The sequence below is a fragment of the Mycobacterium paraintracellulare genome (genome assembly GCF_000276825.1).
Classification (GTDB): Bacteria; Actinomycetota; Actinomycetes; order Mycobacteriales; family Mycobacteriaceae; genus Mycobacterium; species Mycobacterium intracellulare.
The window spans coordinates 116654-138223 of the sequence record NC_016948.1 but is presented as its reverse complement, the minus strand read 5'-3'; the positions used below and the strand labels follow the sequence as shown (position 1 = coordinate 138223).

Below are 21570 nucleotides of genomic sequence, written 5' to 3'. Positions count from 1 at the left end.
GGAGCGGCTCAGGCGGCGTCGGTCGGAACCGGTTGCCCCTCAAGGTAATCCATCGGCGGCGCCTCCCCATGTCCCGCGCCGCGGTAGGCCACCGCGGTTGCCAGCGCCGAGCCACCTTCGATGGTGCCCACCACAACCACCCGGTCGTTGACGGTGAATTGCGGTGCCGCGACGGCGGGTTGGCTGCCGCGATGGGTGATGACGGTGGTGTCCGGGGTGAAGCGATAGGTCTGGGTGTACCCGTCGGGGCTGCGCATGGTGACCGAGTCCACCGTCACGGCGATCACGGTGCCCTCCTGCTTCACCGGCTGCGAGACGGAAGGCGGACTGACCTCGGCGGTCACGGTTCGTTTGTCGGCGCGAACCCCGTTGAGCACCAACGCCGTCAGGCACGCCGCGCATATCAGGGCAGCACAGACGATCTCGCACACCTTCGCCGCACCGGACAGACGCTGACCTCGATCGGTCGGCGTCTGGGTTTGCTCCAGCGACTCCGGCATGCGGTGTTTGGCGGCCACGATCCGTCCTTCCTGCGGCTTGCGCCGAAGGACATCGACACCCACCGAATCAGGTTGTTGCCGTGGAACTACCCGCCGTGCTATGCCGGTAAACCGGGCGCCCCCCGGGATGGGGGCACAGGACGGGCGTCAGCCTTTGGTCAGGGTGAACTGCGCGACGTCGGTGTAGCCCTCACGGAACAGGTCCGCGCAGCCGGTCAGGTACTTCATGTACCGGTCGTAGACCTCTTCGGACTGAATCTCGATGGCCTCGTCGCGGCGCGCCTCGAGTGCGGCCGCCCAGGTGTCGAGGGTGCGCGCGTAGTGCAGGCGCAGCGGCTGCACCAGCTTCACCCCGAAGCCGGCACGCTGGGCGTGCTCCACGACGCCCTTGGCCTGGGGTAGATCCCCGCCCGGGAAGATCTCGTCCATGATGAATTTCATGAAGCGCAGCTTGGTCATGGTGATGGGCAGCCCGCGCTCGGCGAACTCCTCGTCGCTGGGCTTGATGATTGTGTGCAGCATCATCACGCCGTCCGCCGGAAGAGCCTCATAGGCGGTCTTGAAGAAATCGTCGTAGCGGTCACGCCCGAAGTGCTCGAAGGCGCCGATCGACACGATGCGGTCGACCTTGTCGTCGAACTGCTCCCAGCCCTGCAGCAGCACCCGCTTGGACCGCGCGGACGGATGCGCGTCGAGGCGGCGCTGCACGTGCGCCTGCTGATTGCGGCTCAGCGTGAGCCCGACGACGTTGACGTCATAGCGCTCGAGCGCGCGGACGATCGTGGTGCCCCAGCCGCACCCGACGTCGAGCAACGTCATGCCCGGCTGCAATCCCAGCTTGCCCAGCGAGAGGTCGACCTTGGCGATCTGCGCCTCTTCCAGCGTCATGTCCTCGCGCTCGAAATACGCGCAGCTGTAGGTCCGCGTCGGATCCAGGAAAAGCGCGAAGAACTCGTCGGACAGGTCGTAGTGCGCTTGTACGTCCTCGAAATGCGGTTCCAAGCTGACGGCATCGCCGGGATTTTCGGACAAGGCACAACCTCTGACTTATTCATATCGGGTTCAACGGCGCGATCGAATCGATCGCCGCACGGACGCCCCAGTGTATCCGGCCGGCACACCGTGCCCCTCCGCCGAGTTCCCGACCAGCCTAGTGCCGCCGAAATGGCTCTCAGCCTGCCAGAACACTTACGTCGGCGCAAATTTGCTAATCCCCTGCGGCGCAGAGCAACTCGGGCACGCACATCCAGGCGGTGCCGGCGGGGTCGTTACATCGACCCCGCAAGCGGGTAAGACGAGGCTGGCGTTCTTCAATGATGTCGAACGCGATAACCCAGCCGGCTGACCGGCGTCACAGGGGCGGAGGAGCACCGATGGCCGCCATCACCATGTTGATCCTCGCCGACCACGATTGGTTCCGCGAACAGTTCGCCCAGCTGGATTACCTCCAGGCACAGCAGCCGGCCGACCACACCGGGCTCGAACGGGTGTGGCGGCCGCTCGCCGACAAGCTCGACGTGCACGCCTACATCGAGGAAAAGATCTTCTACCCCCAACTGCTCAAACGGGGTGGCGAGGACGCCGAGGGCGAAACCCTCGACGCCATCGGTGACCACAACGACATCCGCGACGGGGTCCGCGACGCCGACGCGGCCGAACTCGGCAGCGAGCAGTGGTGGGCGGCGGTCGGGCGCACCCGCGAGGCCAACGACGATCACATGGGCGAGGAGGAACGCGAAGGGCTCTCGGACTTCCGCCGCAACGCCCCGATCGGCCTTCGCGAAGCGCTCGGGCGCCAATACAGCGAGTTCATGGCCGAGCACCCCACCACCGAGGGGCTGCCCATCACGGACCGGGACCCGCGTCGCTATGTCGAGCAGGTGGAGGCCCCCCGCCCCGAGCCCGCGGACTTCTCGTTGCGCATCGGCAGCCTGAAAGGCCAGTGACGCGCGCCCGTGACCGGGCGAACGTGACAGGGATAACCGCGCGTCGGCTCCGGTGGCGCAGCGATGCCGCCGACGTCAATGCCGGCGACCCGTTCTAGCTGGCGTTTGTCGCACGCGATCGTGGCCGAGCGGGATCGCGGCGATCGCCGCCGGTCGTCCCACGTCAGGCCCGTGAAGCCCACCCCGCCGGTTGTCCCTGAGAAAGTTGTGGGTAAGTCTTGATTCGATGGTTATTCGACGCCGCCGGAGGAAATGGGCACGTAGAGAAATCAGGGTCGCCGACCCCGCGATGCGCCGAACCATCATGGGCACCGCGATCGGGAACTTCATGGAGTGGTACGACTTCGGGGTCTACGGGTACATCGCGACCACGATCGCCCAGGTGTTCTATCCCGGCAAGAACGTCAGCGGAGTCCACCTCATCGCGACCTTCGGAACGCTCGCGGCGGCGTTCGTCGTGCGTCCGCTCGGCGGGTTCATCTTCGGTCCGCTGGGCGACCGGATCGGGCGCCACCGCGTCCTGGTGGTCACCATCCTGATGATGACGGTGAGCACGACCGTGACCGGCCTGCTGCCCACCTACAGCACCATCGGCATCTGGGCGCCGATCCTGCTCGTCCTCGCGCGAATATTCCAGGGCCTGTCGACCGGTGGTGAATACGTCGGCGCCATGACCTATCTCGTCGAGCAGGCCCCCGATCACAAACGCGGCATGATGGTCGGGTTCCTGCCGATGGGCAATCTAGTGGGGTTCGTCCTGGCGGGGTTGCTGGTGACCGGGCTGCAGACCTGGCTGCCCGAGGACGCCATGCTGACCTACGGCTGGCGGATTCCGCTGCTGTTGGGCTTGCCTTTCGGGCTGGTCGCGCTGTTCCTGCGGCTGCGGCTCGAGGAGTCCTCGGCCTACCAGAGCGCCCACGACGACGCGCACGCGGGCGACCAGGGCCGTCAACAGATTCACCGCACCATCGTCGAGCAGTGGCGACCCATGCTGATCTGCGCGGCGCTGGTGCTGACCTCCCAGGTCGCCGACTTCATGCTCACCGGATACCTGCCGACGTACCTGCGGCTGTTCGTGCGCGTGGGCCACACCGCCGGACTCGTCATGATCGTGACCACGTTGGCGATCCTGATGGGCACGGTGGTGCTAGTCGCGGCCTTGTCCGATCGCATCGGCGTCAAACCCATCATGTGGACGGGGTGCGGCCTGCTGATCGTCGCCTCCATCCCGGCGTTCCTGCTCATCCGCTTCGGCGGCATCTACCCGGTGATCTTCATCGGCGTGCTGCTGATCGGCCTGATGGAGCTGTGCTTCGACAGCACCGGGCCGGCCATGCTGCCGGCGCTGTTCCCCACCAACGTGCGCTACGGCGCGCTGGCCATCTCCTACAACATCTCGATTTCACTCGTCGGCGGCATCACGCCGCTGATCGCCCAGGCTCTGGTTTCGGGCACCGGCAACGTGATGGTGCCGGCCTACATGCTGATCTTCGGGGGCGTGGTGGGCGCGATCACGCTCCTGTTCACCCCCGAGGTCGCCGGCAAGCCGTTGCCGGGCTCCGGGCCCGCGGTCGAAACCGAGCGGGAGGCTCGCGCGCTCGCCGACGACGTCCGCTAGCGACCGTCCCGCGGCGGATGGCCGTTTGGGCCGCCACCCGCTGTGGCTATTAGGAGGTAGGCCGTCCCTCCGGTGGGCGGCGCGACGGCAACAGTTGGGGGCGACACGCATGGAACCGATATCACCGACGGATGCGCTGTTCCTCATCGGCGAATCACGCGAACATCCGATGCACGTGGGCGCGCTACAGCTCTTCGAGCCGCCCGAGGATGCCGGCCCGCATTTCGTCCGCGAGTCCTATCAGGCGATGCTCGAATGCACCGACGTGCAACCGGCCTTCAGCAAGCGTCCGGCCTTCTTCGGCGGCGTCACCAACGTCGCGTGGTCCTTCGACAAGGAGGTCGAGCTCGACTACCACCTTCGCCGTTCCGCGCTTCCGGAACCGGGACGGGTGCGAGACCTCCTGGAGCTGGTTTCCCGGCTGCACGGCAGCCTGCTCGACCGGCACCGCCCGATGTGGGAGGCGCATTTGGTCGAGGGCCTGCAGGACGGGCGGTACGCCGTGTACACGAAGTACCACCACTCCCTGATGGACGGCGTCTCGGCGCTTCGCCTGATGCAGCGGGCCTTCACCTCCGATCCCGACGACGACGAGGTGCGGGTCCCGTGGAGCATGGCGCCGCGCAAGCGCGGCGGACGCAGAAGTCCGTCCCTGTTCGGGCGGGTGGGCCGCACCGCGGGGTCGGCGCTGGCGCTGGCGCCGTCCACGCTGAAGCTCGCGCGGGCCGCGCTGCTCGAACAACAACTCACGCTCCCGTTCCAGGCGCCGCGGTCGATGTTCAACGTCCGGATCGGCGGTGCGCGGCGGGTGGCGGCCCAGTCCTGGGCGTTGGAGCGCATCAACGCGGTCAAGGCGGCCGCCGGCGTCACGGTCAACGACGTCATTCTCGCCATGTCGGCCGGGGCCCTGCGCGCTTACCTGCTGGATCAGAACGCGCTGCCGGACGCCCCACTGACCGCGATGGTCCCGGTGAATCTGCGCAAGGACGACGACGACCGCGGCGGGAACATGGTCGGTACCTTCCTGTGCAACCTCGCCACCGATCTCGACGATTCGGCGAGACGGCTCGAGGTCATCAGCGCATCCATTCGCGACACCAAAGAGGTGTTCTGGCAGCTGCCGCCGGTTCAGCAGTTGGCCCTGTCCGCCTTCAACATCGGGGGCCTGTTCCTCGGGTTGGTCCCCGGCTACCTTTCCGCGGCCTCGCCGCCGTTCAACATCGTCATCTCGAACGTGTCGACGGGTCGCTCGGAGCAGCTGTACTGGCGCGGGGCCCGCCTGGACGGAAACTATCCGCTGTCCATTCCCCTCGACGGCCAGGCGGTCAACATCACGGTGACCAACAACGCCGACAACCTCGACTTCGGCCTGGTCGGCTGCCGGCGCAGCGTCCCGCACCTGCAGCGGATGCTCGGTCATCTAGAGGAGTCGTTGAAGGACCTGGAGATCGCCACGGGTGCCTGAGATGCCGTGCGCCACAGCCCTTTTCGGATCGGCGGTCAGGGCAGCTTGATCACCGACACGTACATCTCGACGATCGGGCGGAAGAGGTCCACGTCATCGAGTTGACTGCCCAACACCACCGAGTCGCTGGTGGCGACGAGGACCTGGGCGAACGTCGACGCGGGGATCAGCAACGTCCCGCCGAGCCGGTCGATGCCCGCCACGATGAACTTGGCCAGCGCCTCGACGGCCTCTGATCGCTTGGCGGCCACGCGTTCCCGCGCCTCGGGGTTGCGCAGCAGGTACAGCATGAACTCGTGACCCAGCGCGGCGTGCTCCGCCCCCCGATCGCGGCTGAGCTGACTCCAGCGCTTGGCGATCTCGTCGAGTTCGCGCGCACCGACCTGCGTCGCCGGCGCCATCACCTCGGTGAAGTTGACGAAGTACCGGCGCCAGTAGCGGTCGCTGACCGCCAGAAACAGGTCTTCCTTCGTCGAGAAGTGTTTGTAGATGGCGCCTTTCGTGTACCCGGCGGCGTGGGCGATATCGTCGAGCGTCGCGGCGACGAACCCCTTTTCGCCGAAGACTTCCTCGGCGGCGTCGACCAATAGCGAGCGAGTGTGCTCGAGGCGGCGCTCTCGCGTCCAACGCTCAACCATGCGCCAGATTCTGCCAGAGCTTGCGAGAAGCTATTCCGTTTCTCAGATACTCGTGAGTATATTGCTCGGAGCGTGGAATGCCGACCCCGGAGGACACCAGCGTCATGAGCGATCTCGCGAACAGGAACCAGCCGTCGTCCGTCACCGAGCCACTGCCCGGCGCGGGCGAACTCGGCGCGCAGGCCGCGTCGCCGGTGCGACCGATCAAGATTTGGGCCGCCGCCGGTGGCGCGCTGCTGGTGCTCCAGCTCTACGTGTGGATCCGGTGGATCACCGGCCCGTATTTCGAACGGGTGCCGTCGGGGCCGAGCGAGCCGCCGATGTACATGAAGGTGCCGCTGATGGCGAACGCGGTGGTGTTGTGGATCGCGCTGCCGGTCGTCGTGTGGTGGTTCTTCATCAGGCCGTGGCGGCGCGAGCGGCGGATCACGTTGGACGGCATGCTCGTGCTGTCGATGGGCCTGATGTTCTTCCAGGATCCGCTGCTGAACTACTTCAACACGTGGTGCACCTACAACACCTGGCTGTTCAACCGCGGCTCCTGGTCGTCGAACATTCCGGGTTGGGTCTCCCCGGAGGAGCCGGGCCGTCAGGTGTCCGAGCCGTTGTTGACCAACGCTCCGGGTTACGCCTACGGCGTCCTGCTGATCACGATCGTCGGGTGTTGGATCATGCGCAAAATCAAGACGCGCTGGCCGAACCTCAGCAATCTTCGCTTGGTCCTCGTCACCTACGCGCTCGCGTTTGTCTTCGATTTCGTCATGGAGGGTCTGGTCCTGCTACCGATCGGCTTCTACACCTACCCCGGCGCCATCAGGTCCGTGTCGATCAATGCCGACACCTACTACCAATGGCCGGTCTACGAAGGCCTGATGTGGGGTGGTGTGCAGGCCGCGCTGTGCTGTCTGCGCTTCTTCACCGACGATCGCGGCCGCACCGTGGTCGAACGCGGATTGGACCACGTGCGAGGCGGATTCGCCAGACAGCAGTTCACGCGCTTCCTGGCGATCTTCGCCGGCGTCAGCTCGTGCTTCTTTTTCTTCTACAACGTGCCCGCGCAATGGATCGGGATGCACTCCGACCCGTGGCCCCAAGACCACCAGAAGCGTTCGTACTTCAACGGCGGCATCTGCGGCGACGGGACGGACACGCCATGCCCGAATCCCGCTCTGCCCATACCCACCAAGCGTTCCGGGTACGTCGACGTGCACGGCCATCTCGTCCTCCCGCCGGGCGGCCAGCTGCCGGAGGTCGTCCCCTTCGAGCGCGCGCGAGGGCGCTAGGTGCTGACGAATTCCCAGACCACCGTGCGCCCGGCGTCGGAGGCGCCGTTCTATCGGCCCGCCGGCGATGAGGTGGAGGTGTTCCGCGCCGCCGCCCGCCGCGGCCTGCCGGTGCTGCTGAAGGGCCCGACGGGATGTGGGAAGACCCGGTTCGTGGAGGCGATGGCCCACGCGCTCGGCCGCAACCTGATCACCGTCGCGGCGCACGAAGACATGACGTCGGCCGACTTGGTCGGGCGTTTCCTTCTCAAAGGGGGAGAAACGGTCTGGGTGGACGGGCCGTTGACGCGGGCCGTTCGCGAGGGCGCGATCTGCTACCTGGACGAGATCGTCGAGGCGCGCCAGGACACCACGGTGGTCATCCATCCGCTCGCCGATCATCGCCGCGAACTTCTGGTCGACCGCCTGGGAACGACGGTGCCCGCGGCACCGGGATTTCAACTGGTCATTTCCTACAATCCCGGCTACCAGAGCGTGCTGAAGAACATCAAAGAGTCGACCCGGCAGCGATTCGTGGCCATCGAACTCGACTTCCCGCCCGTCGAGGCCGAGACGGAAGTCGTTGCCCACGAAGCGGGAATCGACGATGCGACGGCGCGCGCCCTGGTCACCGTGGGCAACGCGATCCGAAAGCTCGATGGCTCACCGCTGCGCGAAGTGTCATCCACCCGCACGCTGATCCTGGCCGGCAGCCTGGTCGCCGAAGGACTCAGCCTGCGCAGCGCCGTCCAGGCGGCGATCGTGCGGATCCTCTCCGATGACCGGGAGGTCGTCACGGCGCTCGGCGAGCTCGTCGATTCCCTGCTGCCTCCAGGATGATGGAACCCGTTGGCCCGCAACGGTATCGGCTCCTCGCCACCCACCTGGCCGGCCGGGCGGTCGACGTCGCCCAGGCGGCGCCCGGCCAGGACGCCTACACGAACGGCGGCGTCATCTTCGTCCCGGCCGCCGACCCCGCCGGGCAGCAGCGCCGGCAGGTGCTGGTCCAGGCCGCGCTGCTCGGCGCGGGCAGCCTGGATCGGCGGCTGGTGAAGCGGCTGCGGGGCCGGCCGGCGATCGCGCGCCGCTACCTCGCGCTGGAAGGCCACCGGGTGCTCGCCGAACTCGCCCCCACCGTTGCGCTGGCGGCGGCGCTTTGCCCCGACGGTGAGCCCCGCACCGCAACCGCGGACGGGTCCCTCGAAATGGCCAGGGGCACAAGCCGAATCGCGGACCCTCCGGCGTGGTTCGGTGTCATCCGGCCGGCCCAACTCCTGGCGTCGTCCGACAGCGGGGCCGCGCCGGCCACGAATACGAACCTGCGGACGGCGAGCGAGCTCGTCGCCGAGCGGGAGCCCGACGACGAGGACGAGGCCGCCTCCGAGGAAAGCAAGGTCCTCAAGCTGTTCGAGAACCCGCTGTTCAGTTCGCGGGCACTGATGGACTTTCTGCGAAAGCTGTTGGGCGAGGCGCCGTCGCGCGGCGACGACCCGTCGGGCGGGGAGTTTGAGGCGCGCTCGATTCGGCCGGCACGGGCGGTCGGCGCGTCAGCCCGTCCACTTCCGACGCGCATCAATTTCGTCGGCGACCGGCCCGGCGCGGCGCTGGGAATCGGCGGTGCACTGCATCCGGAATGGGACGTCTTCAACAACCGCTATCGGGCGGACTGGTGCCGCGTCATCGATTTTCCGCTCACCGAGCCCACCCACATCTCGGCCGCGCACGTCTCGCACGACGACGAGCTGCGGCGACGATTGGCACGCGTCGGTCTCGGCCCCAAGCTCCTACGTGCGCGCCCCGACGGTGACGAGATCGACATCGAGGCGCTCGTCGATCTCTTCGTCGACCTGCGCTCCGGTTGTTCACCCACGGACGCCGTCTACACCCAGCGCCGCAACGTCGTTCGGAACCTCGGCGTCCTCATCCTGCTCGACGCGTCCGGATCGGCCACCGACGCCGACCAGCGGGGGAACAGGGTCCACGACCACCAGCGGCGCGCGGCGGCAACCGTGGCGATGACCCTGGAGGAACTCGGCGACCGCGTGGCCATCTACGCGTTTCGGTCCCACGGGCGGCACGCCGTGCACCTGCCGGCGATCAAAACGTTCGGACAGCGTTTCGGCGCCCCGCAACGCGCGCGGCTCAATCAGCTTGAGCCGTCGGGGTATACGCGCCTGGGTGCGGCGATCCGCGGCGCGGGGGAGATACTCAACACCGAGTCCGGCACACCCAACCGGCTGCTTCTTGTCCTGTCCGACGGGTGCCCCTACGACGACGGCTACGACGGTCGCTACGCGGAGGCCGACGCGAACAAGGCGCTCGAGGAACTCCGTGGCGACGGCGTGGCCTGCCTGTGCCTGTCCATCGGGAGCGCCACCGCCGCCGAAGAGCTCGAGCGCGTCTTCGGCTCCGCGCGCTACGTCAGCGCCGCGACCCTGGCCGAGGTGAGTCCGCGGATGGACGAGATGTTCCTGACGGCGCTACGCGAGCGCGCCGCACCGGGGCCGGCGTGAGGGGGCGATTGCTACCACGGCACCTACTGTAAGGTCCACGGTAAGACCGCGCATGCCCGATTCGGGGAAGGGTGAGCCATGCCAAGCATTGTTGACACGCGAAATCGGCCACGGCCCGACGTCGATCTGACCGACGGCGCCTTCTACGCGGGCGACTCGCGCCCGGTCTATCGGTGGATGCGCGAGAACGAGCCGGTCTTTCGGGACCGCAACGGGTTGGCCGCCGCGGCGACGTATCAGGCCGTGATCGACGCCGAGCGGGCGCCCGAGCTGTTCTCCAACGCCGGCGGTATCCGGCCGGACCAGGACGCGCCGCCCATGATGATCGCGATGGATGACCCCGCCCACCTGTTGCGGCGCAAACTCGTCAACGCGGGCTTCACCCGGAAACGCGTCAAGGACCGGGAGGCCTCGATCGGCGCGCTGTGCGACGCCCTGATCGACAACGTCTGCGAACGCGGCGAGTGCGACTTCGTCTGGGACCTTGCGGCCCCGCTGCCCATGGCGGTCATCGGCGACATGCTCGGGGTGCTGCCCGAGGAGCGGCAGATGTTTCTGCGCTGGTCTGACGACATGGTCACCATGCTCAGCAGCACGACCGCGCAAGAGGACTTCCAGGTCTCCATCGACGCCTTCGCCGCCTACACCGAATACATGACGAGCATGATCGCGGCGCGCAAGGCCGAGCCGACCGATGACTTGGTCAGCGTGCTGGTGCACGCGGAGGTCGACGGCGAGAAGCTCGCCGACCACGAGATCGTGACCGAGGTGTTGTTGTTGCTCATCGGCGGCGACGAGACCACCCGGCACACGCTGTCCGGCGGCACCGCGCAGATCCTGCGCCACCCGCGACAGCACCGGCAACTGGTCGACGACGTGGCGCTGCTGCCCAACGCGATCGAAGAGATGCTCAGGTGGACCGCGCCGGTCAAGAACATGGCCCGCACCATGACCGCCGATCTCGAGTTCCACGGCACCCAGCTCGCGCGGGGCGAGAAAATCATCCTGCTCTTCGAATCGGCGAACTTCGACGAGGCCGTGTTCGGGGATCCCGAGAGCTTCCGGATCGACCGCTATCCCAACAACCATCTGGCGTTCGGCTTCGGAACCCATTTCTGCCTGGGCAACCAGCTGGCGCGTCTGGAGCTCTCGATGATGCTCGAGCGACTACTCAAACGCCTGCCCGACATGGAGCTGGTGTCTCAGGACCCGCTGCCGCTGCGGCCGGCCAACTTCGTCAGCGGCCTCGAGCGCATGCCGGTCACGTTCACGCCCTCGGCGCCCTCGGGCGGCTGAGCTGGAACCCAGCGTGAAAGTTATTGTTGGACAGCGTTATCCGCGTCGGTTGTGTAGTCCAAGTAGACGCTGGTGCCGTTGGGGCGGGCGTGGATCGTGCAGTGATCGGCGAGGCGGTGCATCAGCGTGATGCCACGCGAGGCGCGGGGATCGGTGGTCAGCCTCGACGAGGGCTTGCGCCAACTTCCGCGATCGCTGACGCATACCCGGATTGACTCGGCGCCGGGATCGTAGCTGGCCTGCAATTTCATTGCGCCGGCCTCGCGACGGGAGCGGTAGGCGTGCTCGACGCAATTGGCCAACGCCTCGTTCACCCCCAGAACGACGTCCTCACGAATGTCCTCCGGCGCGCGCACCTCGTGCCGCAGCCAGTGTTGCAATACATGGCGCCACTTCGCCGCCGTGTCGGGGCGCGCTGTGCCGGCGAGCGTCAAGCGCACCGGCGCGGCTGTCTCCTGCAGTAGCGGACTCATGAGAGCCGGATACCCAGATGCGGTTGCGGCGATAACCTTCTCGCGGTATCGCTTCGGCCACAGACCGGTTTCCATCCAGGATCGCCTGGTCACGGCGCCGGGAGGCGGTCAGCGCCGACGGCGCGGCGTCAGCACCGGCGTCACGAGTTCGCCGGTGTCGAGGTAGCTGTCGAGGTTGCGGATCGCCAGCAGCGCCATCGCCCGGCGGGTCCGGGCCGTGGCGCTGCCGATGTGCGGGAGAAGGACCACGTTGTCCAGGTCGCACAGTTCGGCCGGCACATGCGGCTCGTCGGCGTAGACGTCCAGGCCGGCCCCCGCCAGCCCGCCGCCGACGAGCAGCTCCACCAGCGCGTCCTGATCGACGACGCTGCCCCGGGCGATGTTGATCAGATACCCCTCGGGACCCAAGGCCGCCAGCACGGAGCGGTCGACCAGCTTGTGGGACTCGTGGTCGCCCGTGGTGGCGACGACCAGCACGTCGACCGACTCGGCGAGCTCCACAGCCGACGCGGCGTAGCGGTAGGGCGACCCGTCGATGCGACGCCGGTTGTGATACGCGATGGCGCAATCGAATCCGAGCAGCCGGGTGGCGATCGCCGAACCGATGCGGCCCAGGCCGAGGATGCCCACCTGGAGGCCGCTGACGTCCCTGGCGTACGGGAACCGGCCCTCGCGCGCCCAGCGGCCCGCCCGCACGTAGCGGTCGGCGGCGCCGAAGCGGCGCAGGGTCATCAGCATCAGGCCCAGCGCCGTGTCGGCGACCGTGTCCGACAGCACGTCCGGGGTGTTGCTCACGCCGATGCCCCGGCGCTTCGCCGCCGCCAGGTCGATCAGGTCCACCCCGGCCCCGTCGTTGACGATGGCCTCGAGGTTGGGCAGCGCGGCGATGGTGTCGGCGTCGACGCCCGGCGGTCCCCACGTCAGCAGCACGCGCACGTCGGCTCCGTGCTCGGCCAGGAATCGGGCTCGCGCCGGGCCGTCGGGAAGCTTCGCAATGTCGTAGCGCGCCGCCAGTTCTTCTGCCAGCGTCGGCTCCAGCTCGCCGACCCTCAGCACGCCGCTCAGTTCCTTGGCCGTCACGTCCCCATCATGCGTGAAGCCCGCGCGGTATCCAGCGACGGGCCGCGTGGGAAGCAATCGCGATGCGGGACGGTTGAACCGCGAATGCGCATCGGAGTCGTCTTCCCGCAGACCGAGCTCGGACCGGACCCCGCCGTCGTACGCGCCTACGCCGAGCGCGTCGAAGAACTCGGGTTCGCCCACATCCTGGCCTACGACCATGTCGTCGGCGCCGACACGACCGTGCACCGGGGCTTCGAGGGCCCCTACGACATCGACTCGACGTTTCACGAGCCGTTCGTCATGATGGGCTACCTGGCCGCGGTCACCAGCCTGGAACTCGTCACGGGCGTCATCATTTTGCCGCAGCGGCAGTCGGTGCTGGTGGCCAAGCAGGCCGCCGAGGTCGACCTGCTCACCGGCGGGCGCTTGCGGCTCGGTGTCGGATTGGGCTGGAACGCCGTGGAGTACGAAGCGCTCGGGGAGACGTTCACCAACCGCGGAAAACGTTCCGAAGAACAGGTCGAGCTCATGCGCATGCTGTGGACGCAGCGATCGGTCACCTTCAAGGGCAAGTACCACACCGTGACCGGCGCGGGCCTGGCCCCCCTGCCCACCCAGCGGCCGATCCCGGTGTGGTTCGGGGCGGCCTCCGATCGGGCCTACGAACGCGCCGGTCGCCTCGGCGACGGGTGGTTTCCGATGACCGCGCCGGGCCCCGACCTGGACCACGCGCTCGCGCAGGTGAACCGGGCGGCCGAGGCGGCGGGCCGGGACCCGCGGAGCATCGGCATGGAAGGCCGGGTCAGCTGGACCGGTGACCCCGACAAGCTCGCCGCCGACATCGCCGCGTGGAAAGCCGCCGGGGCCAGCCATCTGTCGGTGAACACCATGAAGGCCGGCTTCGCGCACGTCGACGACCACCTCGCCGCATTGGAACGAGTGGCCGCCGACCTGAGCTAGCGTCCCGCGTCAGGCGCGCGCGTCCGCGGACAGCTGAGCGACCAGGCTCAGGTGCGCGTTGCGGCGGTGGGGTTTTGACGGCTTGCCCTCGTCCCCAACGGATTCCGTCTCGAACGTTTCGCGGAGATGAACCTCCCCGCCCATGGCGGTATGCCGCCGCTCCCAGTCGCTGATCGCCTGATGGGCCGCATGGTCGAGATAGGTCGTGAGCAGGTGCAGCGTCACCGACGTGCGTTCCGGGATGGACGCCAGGACACCGGTCAGCCTCGGCAACGACAGGAACGTGCACGCCCCCTCGACGACGACGTGCCATCCATCCCCCACGGGCTTGGCCTCGATCCGGGCGCGCACCACCCGCCAACCGGTCACGATGACGGCCAAGGCGAGTCCGATCATGACGCCGTGCAGCAGGTTGAGAAAGACGACGCTGGTGATGGTCACCAGGTAGACGGCGAGATCACCGTTGCGCAAGGCGGTTTCGATGTGCGCCGGTTTGAGCAGTTCGATCCCGATGACGATGAGTAGGCCGGCAAGCGCAGCGGTCGGGATCTTTTCGACCAGCCCGGCGAAGGGCACGGCGAAGAGCAGGATCCAGAACCCGTGCATGATCGTCGAGGCACGCGTTCTCGCACCGACGTTCACGTTGGCCGCACTGCGCACGATGACACCGGCGATGGGCAGCCCACCGATCGCCCCCGATGCGATGTTCGCGGCGCCCTGCCCGATCAGCTCGCGGTTGAAGTCGGTTCGCGGTCCGTTGTGCATGCGATCGATCGATACCGCAGTCAGCAGGCTCTGAACGCTGGTGATCAGGGTGACCGTGATGACGGCGATCACGACGGCGCCCCAATTCCCGTGCGGCAGCGTCGGTAATTGCAGCGCGTCGAGCACCGAGCCGTTCAGCACGATCCGGGATACGTGGAAGGGGAACACCACCGAGATCGCCGTGACCACCACGATGGCGACCAGTGGCCCGGGGATGCCGGCCACCCGCGCCGGAGCCCAGCGCCAGGCGACGAGGATGGCGATCACCAGCAGCCCCAGCACCAGCCCCGGCCGGTGGGCGCCGACGATCTGCGCGGGCAGCCCGGTGACATTGCTCCATGCCGAGCTTTCCGAGGCGCCGCCCAGCAGCACGTGCACTTGCTGTAGCGCAATCGTGATCCCGATGCCGGCCAGCATGGCGTGCACGACGACCGGCGAGATCGCCAGTGCGGCGCGTGCAATTCGGCTGAATCCCAACACAACTTGCAGGATTCCGGCGACGACCGTGATGAAACATGTGATGCCCCAGCCGAACTGATGGACGACATCGGCGACGATGACGGTCAGTCCGGCGGCGGGCCCACTGACCTGCAGCGGCGATCCGCCGATCCATCCTCCGACGATGCCCCCGACGATCGCCGCGATCAAGCCGGCGAGAACGGGCGCATCCGAAGCGATTGCGATCCCGAGGGACAACGGGAGCGCCACCAGGAAAACCACCAGCGATGCGGGCAGGTCGTATTGGGCGATCTCGCGGAACCGGTCAATGCGGGACGATACGCCCTGCTCCACGCCTTGCCGACCCGACGATTCAGCGTGTTGCAAGAGCTTCTCCTGAATTCGTCAATGACGGTGGACTTTTGGGGTATCCATCCGACAACGGCAACCGGAACACTTCGTAAAGCCGTGCGGCCCAGGCGATTCAAATTCACTGAACATCATTGTTCAGCGGGGCGTGCCTGGCCTCTGCGTACGAAAGTAGGTGGGCAACCAAGACCGGTCAACCGGACGGGCCGGGCGCATATCGAATGCAAATGTTTGCGCGGGCCCGTCAGCGGTGCCGCAAATCTCTCATTCCAGAACGAAGACCGGGATCTGTCGTGCCGTCTTGGTTTGGTATTCCGCGTAGGGAGGAAAGGCCTCAACGGCCCGCTGCCACCACTCGTCGCGCTCGGGCCCCTCGAGTTCGCGAGCCGTGAGCGTGGCGACCTTGTCGCCGTCTTGCAGCGTCACCGTCGGGTTCGCCTTGACGTTGGCGTACCACGCGGGATGCTCGGGGGCGCCACCGTGGGACGCGACGATGACGTAGCGGCCGTCCTTCTCGACCCGCATCAGCGGTACATAACGCCGTTTGCCGGACTTCGCCCCCGTGACGGTCAGCAGGACGATGGGCCGGTCGAAGACCTCGACCCCGTCGGTGGTGCCGCGGCCCAGGATTTGTTCGGTCTGCTCGCGGACCCAGCCCCTGGGGCTCAGCTCGATGTGGTCGCCCATAACGACAGTGAACACCACCGCCTGCTCCGGCGGAGCGGGTACAGTCGAGTCGACACTTACATAAGCTAACTAATCAGGCGTTCGTGGCCGAGAGGAGATTGGCGTGGCCCGCACCGAGAACGACACGTGGGATCTGGCGTCCAGCGTCGGAGTCACCGCGACAGCGGTCGCCGCACAGCGCGCGATCGCCTCCCAAGGCCCGGACGCCCTGCTGAACGACCCCTGGGCCGACCCGCTCGTGCGCGCCGTCGGCACCGAGACCTTCATCAAGCTCCTCGACAGCCCGCTCGACCGCAGCGACGATCCGCTGCTGAACCGCCAGGCCGTCAAGGAACAGATCACGGTGCGCACCCGGTTCTTCGACGACTTCTTCCTGCAAGCGACGGGCTCGGGCATCCGGCAAGCCGTCATCCTGGCGTCCGGACTGGACACCAGGGCCTACCGGCTGGCCTGGCCCGCGGGCACGATCGTCTACGAGATCGACCAACCCGAGGTCATCGAGTTCAAGACGCGGACGCTGGCCGGCCTGGGTGCCGCGCCGGGCGCGGAGCGGCGGACGGTTCCGATCGACCTGCGAGACGATTGGCCGGCGGCGCTCGCGGATGCCGGATTCGACGCCGCACAACCGACCGCCTGGAGCGCCGAGGGCCTGCTCGTCTACTTGCCGCCCGAGGCGCAAGACCGCCTGTTCGACAACATCGCCGCCGCGTCGGCGACCGGCAGCCGGATCGCCACAGAACACTTGGACCTGCGCAAGATTCCGTCGGATTGGGCACAGAAGCTGACCGAGCGGTCACGGCGCATCGGGTCCAGCATCAATCTGGCCGAGCTTTTCTACACCGGCGAGCGCAACACCGCGGCCGAATACCTCGCCGCGCGCGGGTGGCAGACCGACATCTGGACCACCGAGCAGGCCTTCGCCGCCCAGGGGTTCGGCGTGCCCAACGATGAGCTGGCCTCGTTCGGCGACGCGTCGGGCTACCTGACCGCGACACTTCGGTAGCGGCCACCACGGGCATCGCCGGGCCGATCCCCGCTATATCAACTTTGTTGACACATATCAGGTTGGTTGATATCAATGGTGGTATGACTCAGCCAACGCAAGAGATGTTCGAAGCTGCTTACCGGGGCGAGGCCCCCGAGATGGGCGAGGGCAACCGGCCGCCATGGAGCATCGGTGAGCCGCAGCCCGAGATCGCGGCCCTCATCGAGGCCGGCAAGTTCCACGGCGACGTGCTCGACGCCGGTTGCGGTGAGGCGGCGGTGTCGCTGTACCTCGCCGAACGCGGTTTCACCACGGTGGGCCTGGACCAGTCGCCCACCGCCATCGAGTTGGCGCGCGAGAAGGCCGCCCGGCGCGGCCTGACCAGCGCCAGCTTCGACGTCGCGGACATCAGTGCCTTCACCGGGTACGACGGCCGCTTCGGAACCATCGTCGACAGCACCCTGTTCCACTCGATGCCCGTCGAGCTGCGCGACGGCTATCAGCAGTCGATCGTGCGGGCCGCCGCGCCCGGAGCGTCGTACTTCGTGCTGGTCTTTGACCGCGCCGCCATGCCGGCCGATGGCCCGGTCAACGCGGTCACCGAAGACGAACTGCGCGACGCGGTCTCCAAGTACTGGGTGATCGACGAGATCCGCCCGGCACGTATCCACGCCAACGTGCCGGAGAGCTTTCTGGAAGGCTTCCAGGCCTTCGCCGGTGCCGACATCCGTGACGAGGGCAACGGCCGCAAGTCCGTAGGGGCCTGGTTACTGTCCGCGCATCTCGGTTAGCGGCGCGACCTACGGGCCGTCCCAGCTCTCCGGCAGCATCGGCAGACGGGCGCCGTCGCCGGGCTGATCGCCGGCCAACGTGATCAGGCCTCCCGCCCGCACGCCGGGCTTGGGCAGCGTCCCGGTGAAACCCTCGATCGCACCAGGGGAGTCCGACGCCAGGGCGCGGACGGGCTGGGACGGGCTCACCGCGCCGGAATCGTCGTCGGCCTCGATGAATTCGTACCGGTAGCCGGGGTCGATGACCGAACGCGGGCGGCGCCGCGACCGTGCCTGCTCCCGTTCCGGTGCGCTCACGCGCGCCGGCGCCGCGGCGCCCTGCGCGGCCGGTAGCTCGGTTCTGGTGCGGCTCTGCGCTTTCGAACCCATGCCGAGGCCGAGGCCGCCCACCATGTAGCCGAAGCCCTCGGCGCCGGTCACCGGAGCGGGGGGCGTGGGGGGCGCCGCGGGCGGCGCGACGGTGGAGACCGTGGTCGCCGGGGCCGACGCCACCGACGTGACCGGCGCCGCCGGTGAGGCCGGGGCCATCGGAGCCATCGCCGGCGCAACCGACACCAGCGGCGGCTGCATCCCCACCACGGCGGGTTGCGGGGCGGCGACGGGCGCCGGGGCCGGCGCAGCCACCCCGGCCAGCCCCGCCAGACCCGCCAGTCCGGCGAGTCCTCCCAGGCTGGTGATGGACAGGCTCAAGCCGACCTGCAACAGCAGCGGCAGCTCCTGGAGGATGAACCGCAGCGTCCTGATCGTCCAGTTGATGATCCGGAAGGTCTGCCAGGCGATGAAATAATTCATCAGCGCCGGGAATGTGGACGGGTTGAGCAGACCTGACGCGTTCTGCTGAAGCCACGCCAGCGCCTGGGCGTTTCCGTTGAAGAAGTTCCCCAGATTCTGCAGATACTCCGACGGGCTCCAGTTCGGCTGTCCCTGGCCGGGGATCTTTTCGCCGTCGGGCCCGAAGAGCATCTCCCAGATCTCTTCGGGTGTGGGCAATTGGAACGACCCCTGCCCGCCGCCGCCGCCTGACCCAGTTCCGGTCCCGCCGCCCGCCCCAGTTCCGGTCCCGGTGCCGGTCCCCGCGCCGGCCCCGGTTCCAGTGCCGGTCCCCTTGCCACCGCCCGACCCGGCGCCGCTGGTCAATTGCACGGCTTCGGTCGTGACCTGATAGGTGCTCATCGTGGTGGCCGCCTGGGTCCACATCCGCGCGTAGTCGGCCTCGTTGAGCGCAATCGGAATCGTATTGACCCCAAAGAAATTCGTTGCCACCAAGGCGGCGTGCATGGCATGGTTGGCGGCCAACTCGGGCAGCGTCGGCATCGCGGCCAGGGCGGCCGTGTAAGCGGTGGCCACCCCCTGATGTTGGGCGGCCGCCTCGGCGCTCAGCGTGCCGGCCAGCTCCAGCCAGGCCAGGTACGGCATGTGCGCGGCGACATACGTTTCCGCGGTCGGGCCATCCCACACCCCGGCCGATCCGGTCAGTACCGCCGTCAATTCCGTTGCCGCCGACTGGTATTGGGAGCTCAGGGCGGCCCAGGTGCCCGCCGCGGCGAGCAGCGGGCCCGGCCCGGGACCACTGCTCAGCAACGTCGAATGCACCTCGGGGGGCAGCGCCATCCATACCGGAGCGGTCATCGTCAGCCGCCTGCCCCCAGGTACGTCGCCGCGTCCGCCGCGTCCTGGGCGGCGTAACCGACGCCCGCGAGGCTCACACCCAGCCCGGCCCGGCCCAACACCTCGACGCCCTTGGCCGCCGCGGCCGTATGCTGGCTGCCCCTGCCGCTGAAAACCGCGGCGGCTCCGAGCGATACCGGATCGGCCGCCGGTGGAACCACCGCCGAGACCACCGGGGCGGCGGCCGCGTGTGCGGCCGCGAGCTGGGCGGTGATGGCCTCCACCGCCGCGCTCGTCGCGGCCAGGCCCTCGGGAAGGACTCGTAGCGTCATAGCGGCCACTCCTCACATCGGTTTCTGCCCATGAACATCGCCGCCACCCAGGCGAGCAGACCGGCTGACAATCCGAAAACCAGATGCCAGCCGGCCTTTTCGAGCAGCCCGCTCGACACCCAGGTCGACACATGACCGCCGGCGCGCAGGCCGAACACCGAACTGGCCAGTGCGACAAGATGAATCGGGGCGGCGGCTGGCGCCAACAACCATCGCCGCACCCGCACCGCCGGCAGCGCGGCGGCGGTGTACAGCAACGCCGCCGCGGCCACATAGCGACTACTCCACAACGGGTCGCCCCACCCGTGCATCGGCAACGTCGCCACCGTGGAGGCCGCCCCGACCACGAGTACCGTCTCGCGCCGGACGGTTACCAGCGCCACCGCCACCAAGAGGGTCAGCCAGACCAATCCACGGTGCCCGGGCAGGCCCAGCGGGATCCGGACATCGGTGGAGGCGACGATCGTGGCGGCGGCAAGCAGGGGGAACACCGCCTCGCGGGCGGCCATGAAGCCGGCCGCGGGGCGTTGCATCACGGTCATCCGGAAAGCATAAATTGCGAGCAGCTACCCTGACCCTCATTTGCGGCGTATTCACAGGATAGGATCCGAAAATGCGCAGCTATACGCCGTCGCTTCGGGCAGTCGCGGTCCTGGCCGTCAGCGCTGGGATCGCGGCGTGCGGCCCCTCCGGGACCGACAACCGGCTCGTCGTCCAGGACAACCACCGCGTCCTCGACCAGTTCACCATCGCGCAGCTGCAGCAGCTCCCCCAGGTGGAGATCACCACGCCGCAATCGCACGGAGCACAGGCCCAGAAGGGGCCCAGCGTGCGCTCGATTCTCAACGCGGCGGGCGCGGCCGACGCCACCCGGGTCCGGGTCGAGGGGCGTGACCCGGCCCAGACGCTGATCGCCGCCGCGCTCGACGATCAGACCATCCTCAGCTTCACCAAACGCAACACGCTCAAGCTGACGGGCGCGCGGCTCAGCCGCGATCAATGGGTTCGCGATGTCACCGCCCTGGTGGTCAACCCATGACCGAAGCTGTCGCGCTCGCCGGTGTGGACCTGCTCGTCGGCATCGACGACACCGACAACGCCTACACACCCGGCACCGGTCGGCGCGCCCGCGCGCTGCTTCGCGAGTTGGCGGCGGCGGGCCTCGGCGCCCCCGCCGGCGCCACCCGTCACCAGCTGCTCGTCGACGACCGGATCCCCTATACGTCCCACAATTCGAGCGCCTGCCTGGCCTGGCGCAGCGCCGACGGCGACCCCCACGGGGCACGAGGCGAAATCATCGAACTCGCCGGGCGATTCCTGGAACGGGTCTGCCCACCCGACGCCGACCCCGGCCTCGCCGTCGTCATTCCGGGGGATCTCGACGACGCAGCGCCACTCATCGAGTTCGGTCGCCGCGCCAAACGAGAGGTGTTGCATCCCAGCGAAGCCCGCGAACTCGGCCCGGCGCTCGGGGTGCATCTGTCGGGACACGGCGGCACCCATGAGGGCATGACCGGCGCGCTGGCGGCGATCGGACTGCACCTGTCCGGCAACGACGGCCTGTTCATCACCCTGCCCGGCATCCGCAAGCTGCCCCATCACGCCACGCTCGACACCGTCCGCACCCTGACACCGATCGATCTCGCCCGCGACGACCTGCACCGCCAGCCGACACCCGGCGAGGTGATCGAACTGGGCGACTGGGTGCGCCCGGTGCTGCTCGACGGACTGGCCGTCCTGCTTCTCGAGCCTCCGCGCGGTCGGGACGGGGGCGGCAGAACCTGGCGAACCGCCCCGCGCGCCGTGGTCAAACGGTATTGAGTGTTTCGACGCGTGCGATTCGGGCGACCCTGACAGGAGCC

At 68.0% G+C, this 21570-nt stretch carries 22 protein-coding genes; 12 read left to right on the top strand and 10 right to left on the bottom strand.

All coding sequences use genetic code 11. From position 1 onward, the window contains the following. Window positions 1-8: 8 nt before the first annotated feature. Together OCQ_RS00680 and OCQ_RS00675 are read right to left on the bottom strand one after the other, a co-directional pair. Complete coding sequence (locus OCQ_RS00680; protein WP_009956871.1) at window positions 9-563, bottom strand: hypothetical protein; 555 nt, start codon at window positions 561-563, stop codon at window positions 9-11. 84 nt (window positions 564-647) lie between these two features. After that, window positions 648-1532 carry a cyclopropane mycolic acid synthase family methyltransferase gene (locus OCQ_RS00675; protein WP_009956872.1) on the bottom strand — a complete coding sequence of 295 codons (885 nt, stop codon included), beginning with the start codon at window positions 1530-1532 and terminating at the stop codon, window positions 648-650. A gap of 341 nt (window positions 1533-1873) precedes the next feature. On the opposite strand from OCQ_RS00675, the gene OCQ_RS00670 reads away from it, so the two are divergent. The 3 genes from OCQ_RS00670 to OCQ_RS00660 all read left to right on the top strand — a co-directional run bounded on the left by OCQ_RS00670 (window position 1874) and on the right by OCQ_RS00660 (window position 5529). Further along, complete coding sequence (locus OCQ_RS00670) at window positions 1874-2446, top strand: hemerythrin domain-containing protein (RefSeq protein WP_014383616.1); 573 nt, start codon at window positions 1874-1876, stop codon at window positions 2444-2446. Window positions 2447-2735: 289 nt separating this feature from the next. Beyond that, entirely contained in the window at window positions 2736-4064 is a 1329-nt protein-coding gene (locus OCQ_RS00665; protein ID WP_009956874.1) for an MFS transporter, read from the top strand. Window positions 4065-4173: 109 nt separating this feature from the next. Next, window positions 4174-5529, top strand: a complete 1356-nt coding sequence (locus OCQ_RS00660; protein ID WP_009956875.1) for a WS/DGAT/MGAT family O-acyltransferase — start codon at window positions 4174-4176, stop codon at window positions 5527-5529. A gap of 35 nt (window positions 5530-5564) precedes the next feature. Here OCQ_RS00660 and OCQ_RS00655 read toward each other — a convergent pair whose 3' ends face one another. Next, window positions 5565-6167 carry a TetR/AcrR family transcriptional regulator gene (locus OCQ_RS00655; protein ID WP_008262849.1) on the bottom strand — a complete coding sequence of 201 codons (603 nt, stop codon included), beginning with the start codon at window positions 6165-6167 and terminating at the stop codon, window positions 5565-5567. Between the two features lie 104 nt (window positions 6168-6271). Between OCQ_RS00655 and OCQ_RS00650 the strand changes: the two genes are divergently transcribed. From OCQ_RS00650 to OCQ_RS00635, 4 genes are all read left to right on the top strand, one after another. Next, window positions 6272-7450 (top strand): spirocyclase AveC family protein, encoded by a 1179-nt coding sequence (locus OCQ_RS00650; RefSeq protein ID WP_157742375.1) that lies wholly within the window; start codon window positions 6272-6274, stop codon window positions 7448-7450. After that, window positions 7451-8269, top strand: coding sequence for a CbbQ/NirQ/NorQ/GpvN family protein (locus OCQ_RS00645; protein ID WP_009956878.1), 819 nt, complete (start codon window positions 7451-7453; stop codon window positions 8267-8269). Further along, window positions 8266-9942 carry a nitric oxide reductase activation protein NorD gene (locus OCQ_RS00640; protein WP_014383615.1) on the top strand — a complete coding sequence of 559 codons (1677 nt, stop codon included), beginning with the start codon at window positions 8266-8268 and terminating at the stop codon, window positions 9940-9942. Before OCQ_RS00645 ends, OCQ_RS00640 begins: the two co-directional genes overlap by 4 nt. Window positions 9943-10020: 78 nt before the next feature. Next, window positions 10021-11238, top strand: coding sequence for a cytochrome P450 (locus OCQ_RS00635; RefSeq protein WP_009956881.1), 1218 nt, complete (start codon window positions 10021-10023; stop codon window positions 11236-11238). A gap of 20 nt (window positions 11239-11258) precedes the next feature. Here the strand turns inward: OCQ_RS00635 and OCQ_RS00630 are convergent, their stop codons facing one another. Beyond that, the gene (locus OCQ_RS00630) at window positions 11259-11678 is read right to left on the bottom strand and encodes an ATP-binding protein (RefSeq protein WP_014383614.1); all 420 of its coding nucleotides are present in this window, start codon (window positions 11676-11678) and stop codon (window positions 11259-11261) included. Between the two features lie 141 nt (window positions 11679-11819). Continuing rightward, window positions 11820-12791 carry a 2-hydroxyacid dehydrogenase gene (locus OCQ_RS00625; RefSeq protein WP_009956883.1) on the bottom strand — a complete coding sequence of 324 codons (972 nt, stop codon included), beginning with the start codon at window positions 12789-12791 and terminating at the stop codon, window positions 11820-11822. An 84-nt stretch (window positions 12792-12875) separates the two neighbouring features. On the opposite strand from OCQ_RS00625, the gene OCQ_RS00620 reads away from it, so the two are divergent. Then, the gene (locus tag OCQ_RS00620) at window positions 12876-13733 is read left to right on the top strand and encodes an LLM class F420-dependent oxidoreductase (protein ID WP_014383613.1); all 858 of its coding nucleotides are present in this window, start codon (window positions 12876-12878) and stop codon (window positions 13731-13733) included. A 9-nt stretch (window positions 13734-13742) separates the two neighbouring features. Here the strand turns inward: OCQ_RS00620 and OCQ_RS00615 are convergent, their stop codons facing one another. Together OCQ_RS00615 and OCQ_RS00610 are read right to left on the bottom strand one after the other, a co-directional pair. Continuing rightward, window positions 13743-15290, bottom strand: a complete 1548-nt coding sequence (locus tag OCQ_RS00615; protein ID WP_014378806.1) for a SulP family inorganic anion transporter — start codon at window positions 15288-15290, stop codon at window positions 13743-13745. Between the two features lie 279 nt (window positions 15291-15569). Next, entirely contained in the window at window positions 15570-15992 is a 423-nt protein-coding gene (locus OCQ_RS00610) for a nitroreductase family deazaflavin-dependent oxidoreductase (RefSeq protein WP_014378805.1), read from the bottom strand. Window positions 15993-16095: 103 nt separating this feature from the next. Between OCQ_RS00610 and OCQ_RS00605 the strand changes: the two genes are divergently transcribed. Together OCQ_RS00605 and OCQ_RS00600 are read left to right on the top strand one after the other, a co-directional pair. Beyond that, the gene (locus OCQ_RS00605; RefSeq protein WP_014378804.1) at window positions 16096-16995 is read left to right on the top strand and encodes a class I SAM-dependent methyltransferase; all 900 of its coding nucleotides are present in this window, start codon (window positions 16096-16098) and stop codon (window positions 16993-16995) included. An 83-nt stretch (window positions 16996-17078) separates the two neighbouring features. Beyond that, on the top strand, window positions 17079-17768 hold the full coding sequence (locus tag OCQ_RS00600; RefSeq protein WP_014378803.1) for a class I SAM-dependent methyltransferase: 690 nt from the start codon (window positions 17079-17081) through the stop codon (window positions 17766-17768). Between the two features lie 9 nt (window positions 17769-17777). On the opposite strand, the gene OCQ_RS00595 is transcribed toward OCQ_RS00600, so the two are convergent. Genes OCQ_RS00595 through OCQ_RS00585 form a run of 3 tightly spaced genes read right to left on the bottom strand, consistent with a single transcriptional unit; the run spans window position 17778 to window position 20250 of the window. Next, window positions 17778-19397, bottom strand: coding sequence for a PPE family protein (locus tag OCQ_RS00595; protein ID WP_225331989.1), 1620 nt, complete (start codon window positions 19395-19397; stop codon window positions 17778-17780). Between the two features lie 2 nt (window positions 19398-19399). Next, on the bottom strand, window positions 19400-19708 hold the full coding sequence (locus OCQ_RS00590) for a PE family protein (RefSeq protein WP_009955621.1): 309 nt from the start codon (window positions 19706-19708) through the stop codon (window positions 19400-19402). Continuing rightward, the gene (locus OCQ_RS00585) at window positions 19705-20250 is read right to left on the bottom strand and encodes a hypothetical protein (RefSeq protein ID WP_009955622.1); all 546 of its coding nucleotides are present in this window, start codon (window positions 20248-20250) and stop codon (window positions 19705-19707) included. The genes OCQ_RS00590 and OCQ_RS00585 overlap by 4 nt, the downstream gene beginning before the upstream one ends. A gap of 71 nt (window positions 20251-20321) precedes the next feature. On the opposite strand from OCQ_RS00585, the gene OCQ_RS00580 reads away from it, so the two are divergent. Together OCQ_RS00580 and OCQ_RS00575 are read left to right on the top strand one after the other, a co-directional pair. After that, window positions 20322-20747, top strand: a complete 426-nt coding sequence (locus OCQ_RS00580; protein ID WP_009955624.1) for a hypothetical protein — start codon at window positions 20322-20324, stop codon at window positions 20745-20747. After that, entirely contained in the window at window positions 20744-21529 is a 786-nt protein-coding gene (locus tag OCQ_RS00575) for a hypothetical protein (RefSeq protein WP_009955625.1), read from the top strand. The genes OCQ_RS00580 and OCQ_RS00575 overlap by 4 nt, the downstream gene beginning before the upstream one ends. The last annotated feature ends 41 nt before the right edge of the window (window positions 21530-21570 follow it).

Excerpts from the sequence above, each read along its gene's own strand:
- OCQ_RS00650 (WP_157742375.1), top strand. The coding sequence starts at position 6,272 with ATGAGCGATCTCGCGAACAGGAACCAGCCGTCGTCCGTCACCGAGCCA.
- OCQ_RS00665 (WP_009956874.1), top strand. The coding sequence starts at position 2,736 with ATGCGCCGAACCATCATGGGCACCGCGATCGGGAACTTCATGGAGTGG.
- OCQ_RS00655 (WP_008262849.1), bottom strand. The coding sequence starts at position 6,167 with ATGGTTGAGCGTTGGACGCGAGAGCGCCGCCTCGAGCACACTCGCTCG.
- OCQ_RS00640 (WP_014383615.1), top strand. The coding sequence starts at position 8,266 with ATGATGGAACCCGTTGGCCCGCAACGGTATCGGCTCCTCGCCACCCAC.
- OCQ_RS00575 (WP_009955625.1), top strand. The coding sequence starts at position 20,744 with ATGACCGAAGCTGTCGCGCTCGCCGGTGTGGACCTGCTCGTCGGCATC.
- OCQ_RS00670 (WP_014383616.1), top strand. The coding sequence starts at position 1,874 with ATGGCCGCCATCACCATGTTGATCCTCGCCGACCACGATTGGTTCCGC.
- OCQ_RS00585 (WP_009955622.1), bottom strand. The coding sequence starts at position 20,250 with ATGACCGTGATGCAACGCCCCGCGGCCGGCTTCATGGCCGCCCGCGAG.
- OCQ_RS00580 (WP_009955624.1), top strand. The coding sequence starts at position 20,322 with ATGCGCAGCTATACGCCGTCGCTTCGGGCAGTCGCGGTCCTGGCCGTC.
- OCQ_RS00660 (WP_009956875.1), top strand. The coding sequence starts at position 4,174 with ATGGAACCGATATCACCGACGGATGCGCTGTTCCTCATCGGCGAATCA.
- OCQ_RS00635 (WP_009956881.1), top strand. The coding sequence starts at position 10,021 with ATGCCAAGCATTGTTGACACGCGAAATCGGCCACGGCCCGACGTCGAT.
- OCQ_RS00595 (WP_225331989.1), bottom strand. The coding sequence starts at position 19,397 with ATGACCGCTCCGGTATGGATGGCGCTGCCCCCCGAGGTGCATTCGACG.
- OCQ_RS00590 (WP_009955621.1), bottom strand. The coding sequence starts at position 19,708 with ATGACGCTACGAGTCCTTCCCGAGGGCCTGGCCGCGACGAGCGCGGCG.
- OCQ_RS00600 (WP_014378803.1), top strand. The coding sequence starts at position 17,079 with ATGACTCAGCCAACGCAAGAGATGTTCGAAGCTGCTTACCGGGGCGAG.
- OCQ_RS00620 (WP_014383613.1), top strand. The coding sequence starts at position 12,876 with ATGCGCATCGGAGTCGTCTTCCCGCAGACCGAGCTCGGACCGGACCCC.
- OCQ_RS00610 (WP_014378805.1), bottom strand. The coding sequence starts at position 15,992 with ATGGGCGACCACATCGAGCTGAGCCCCAGGGGCTGGGTCCGCGAGCAG.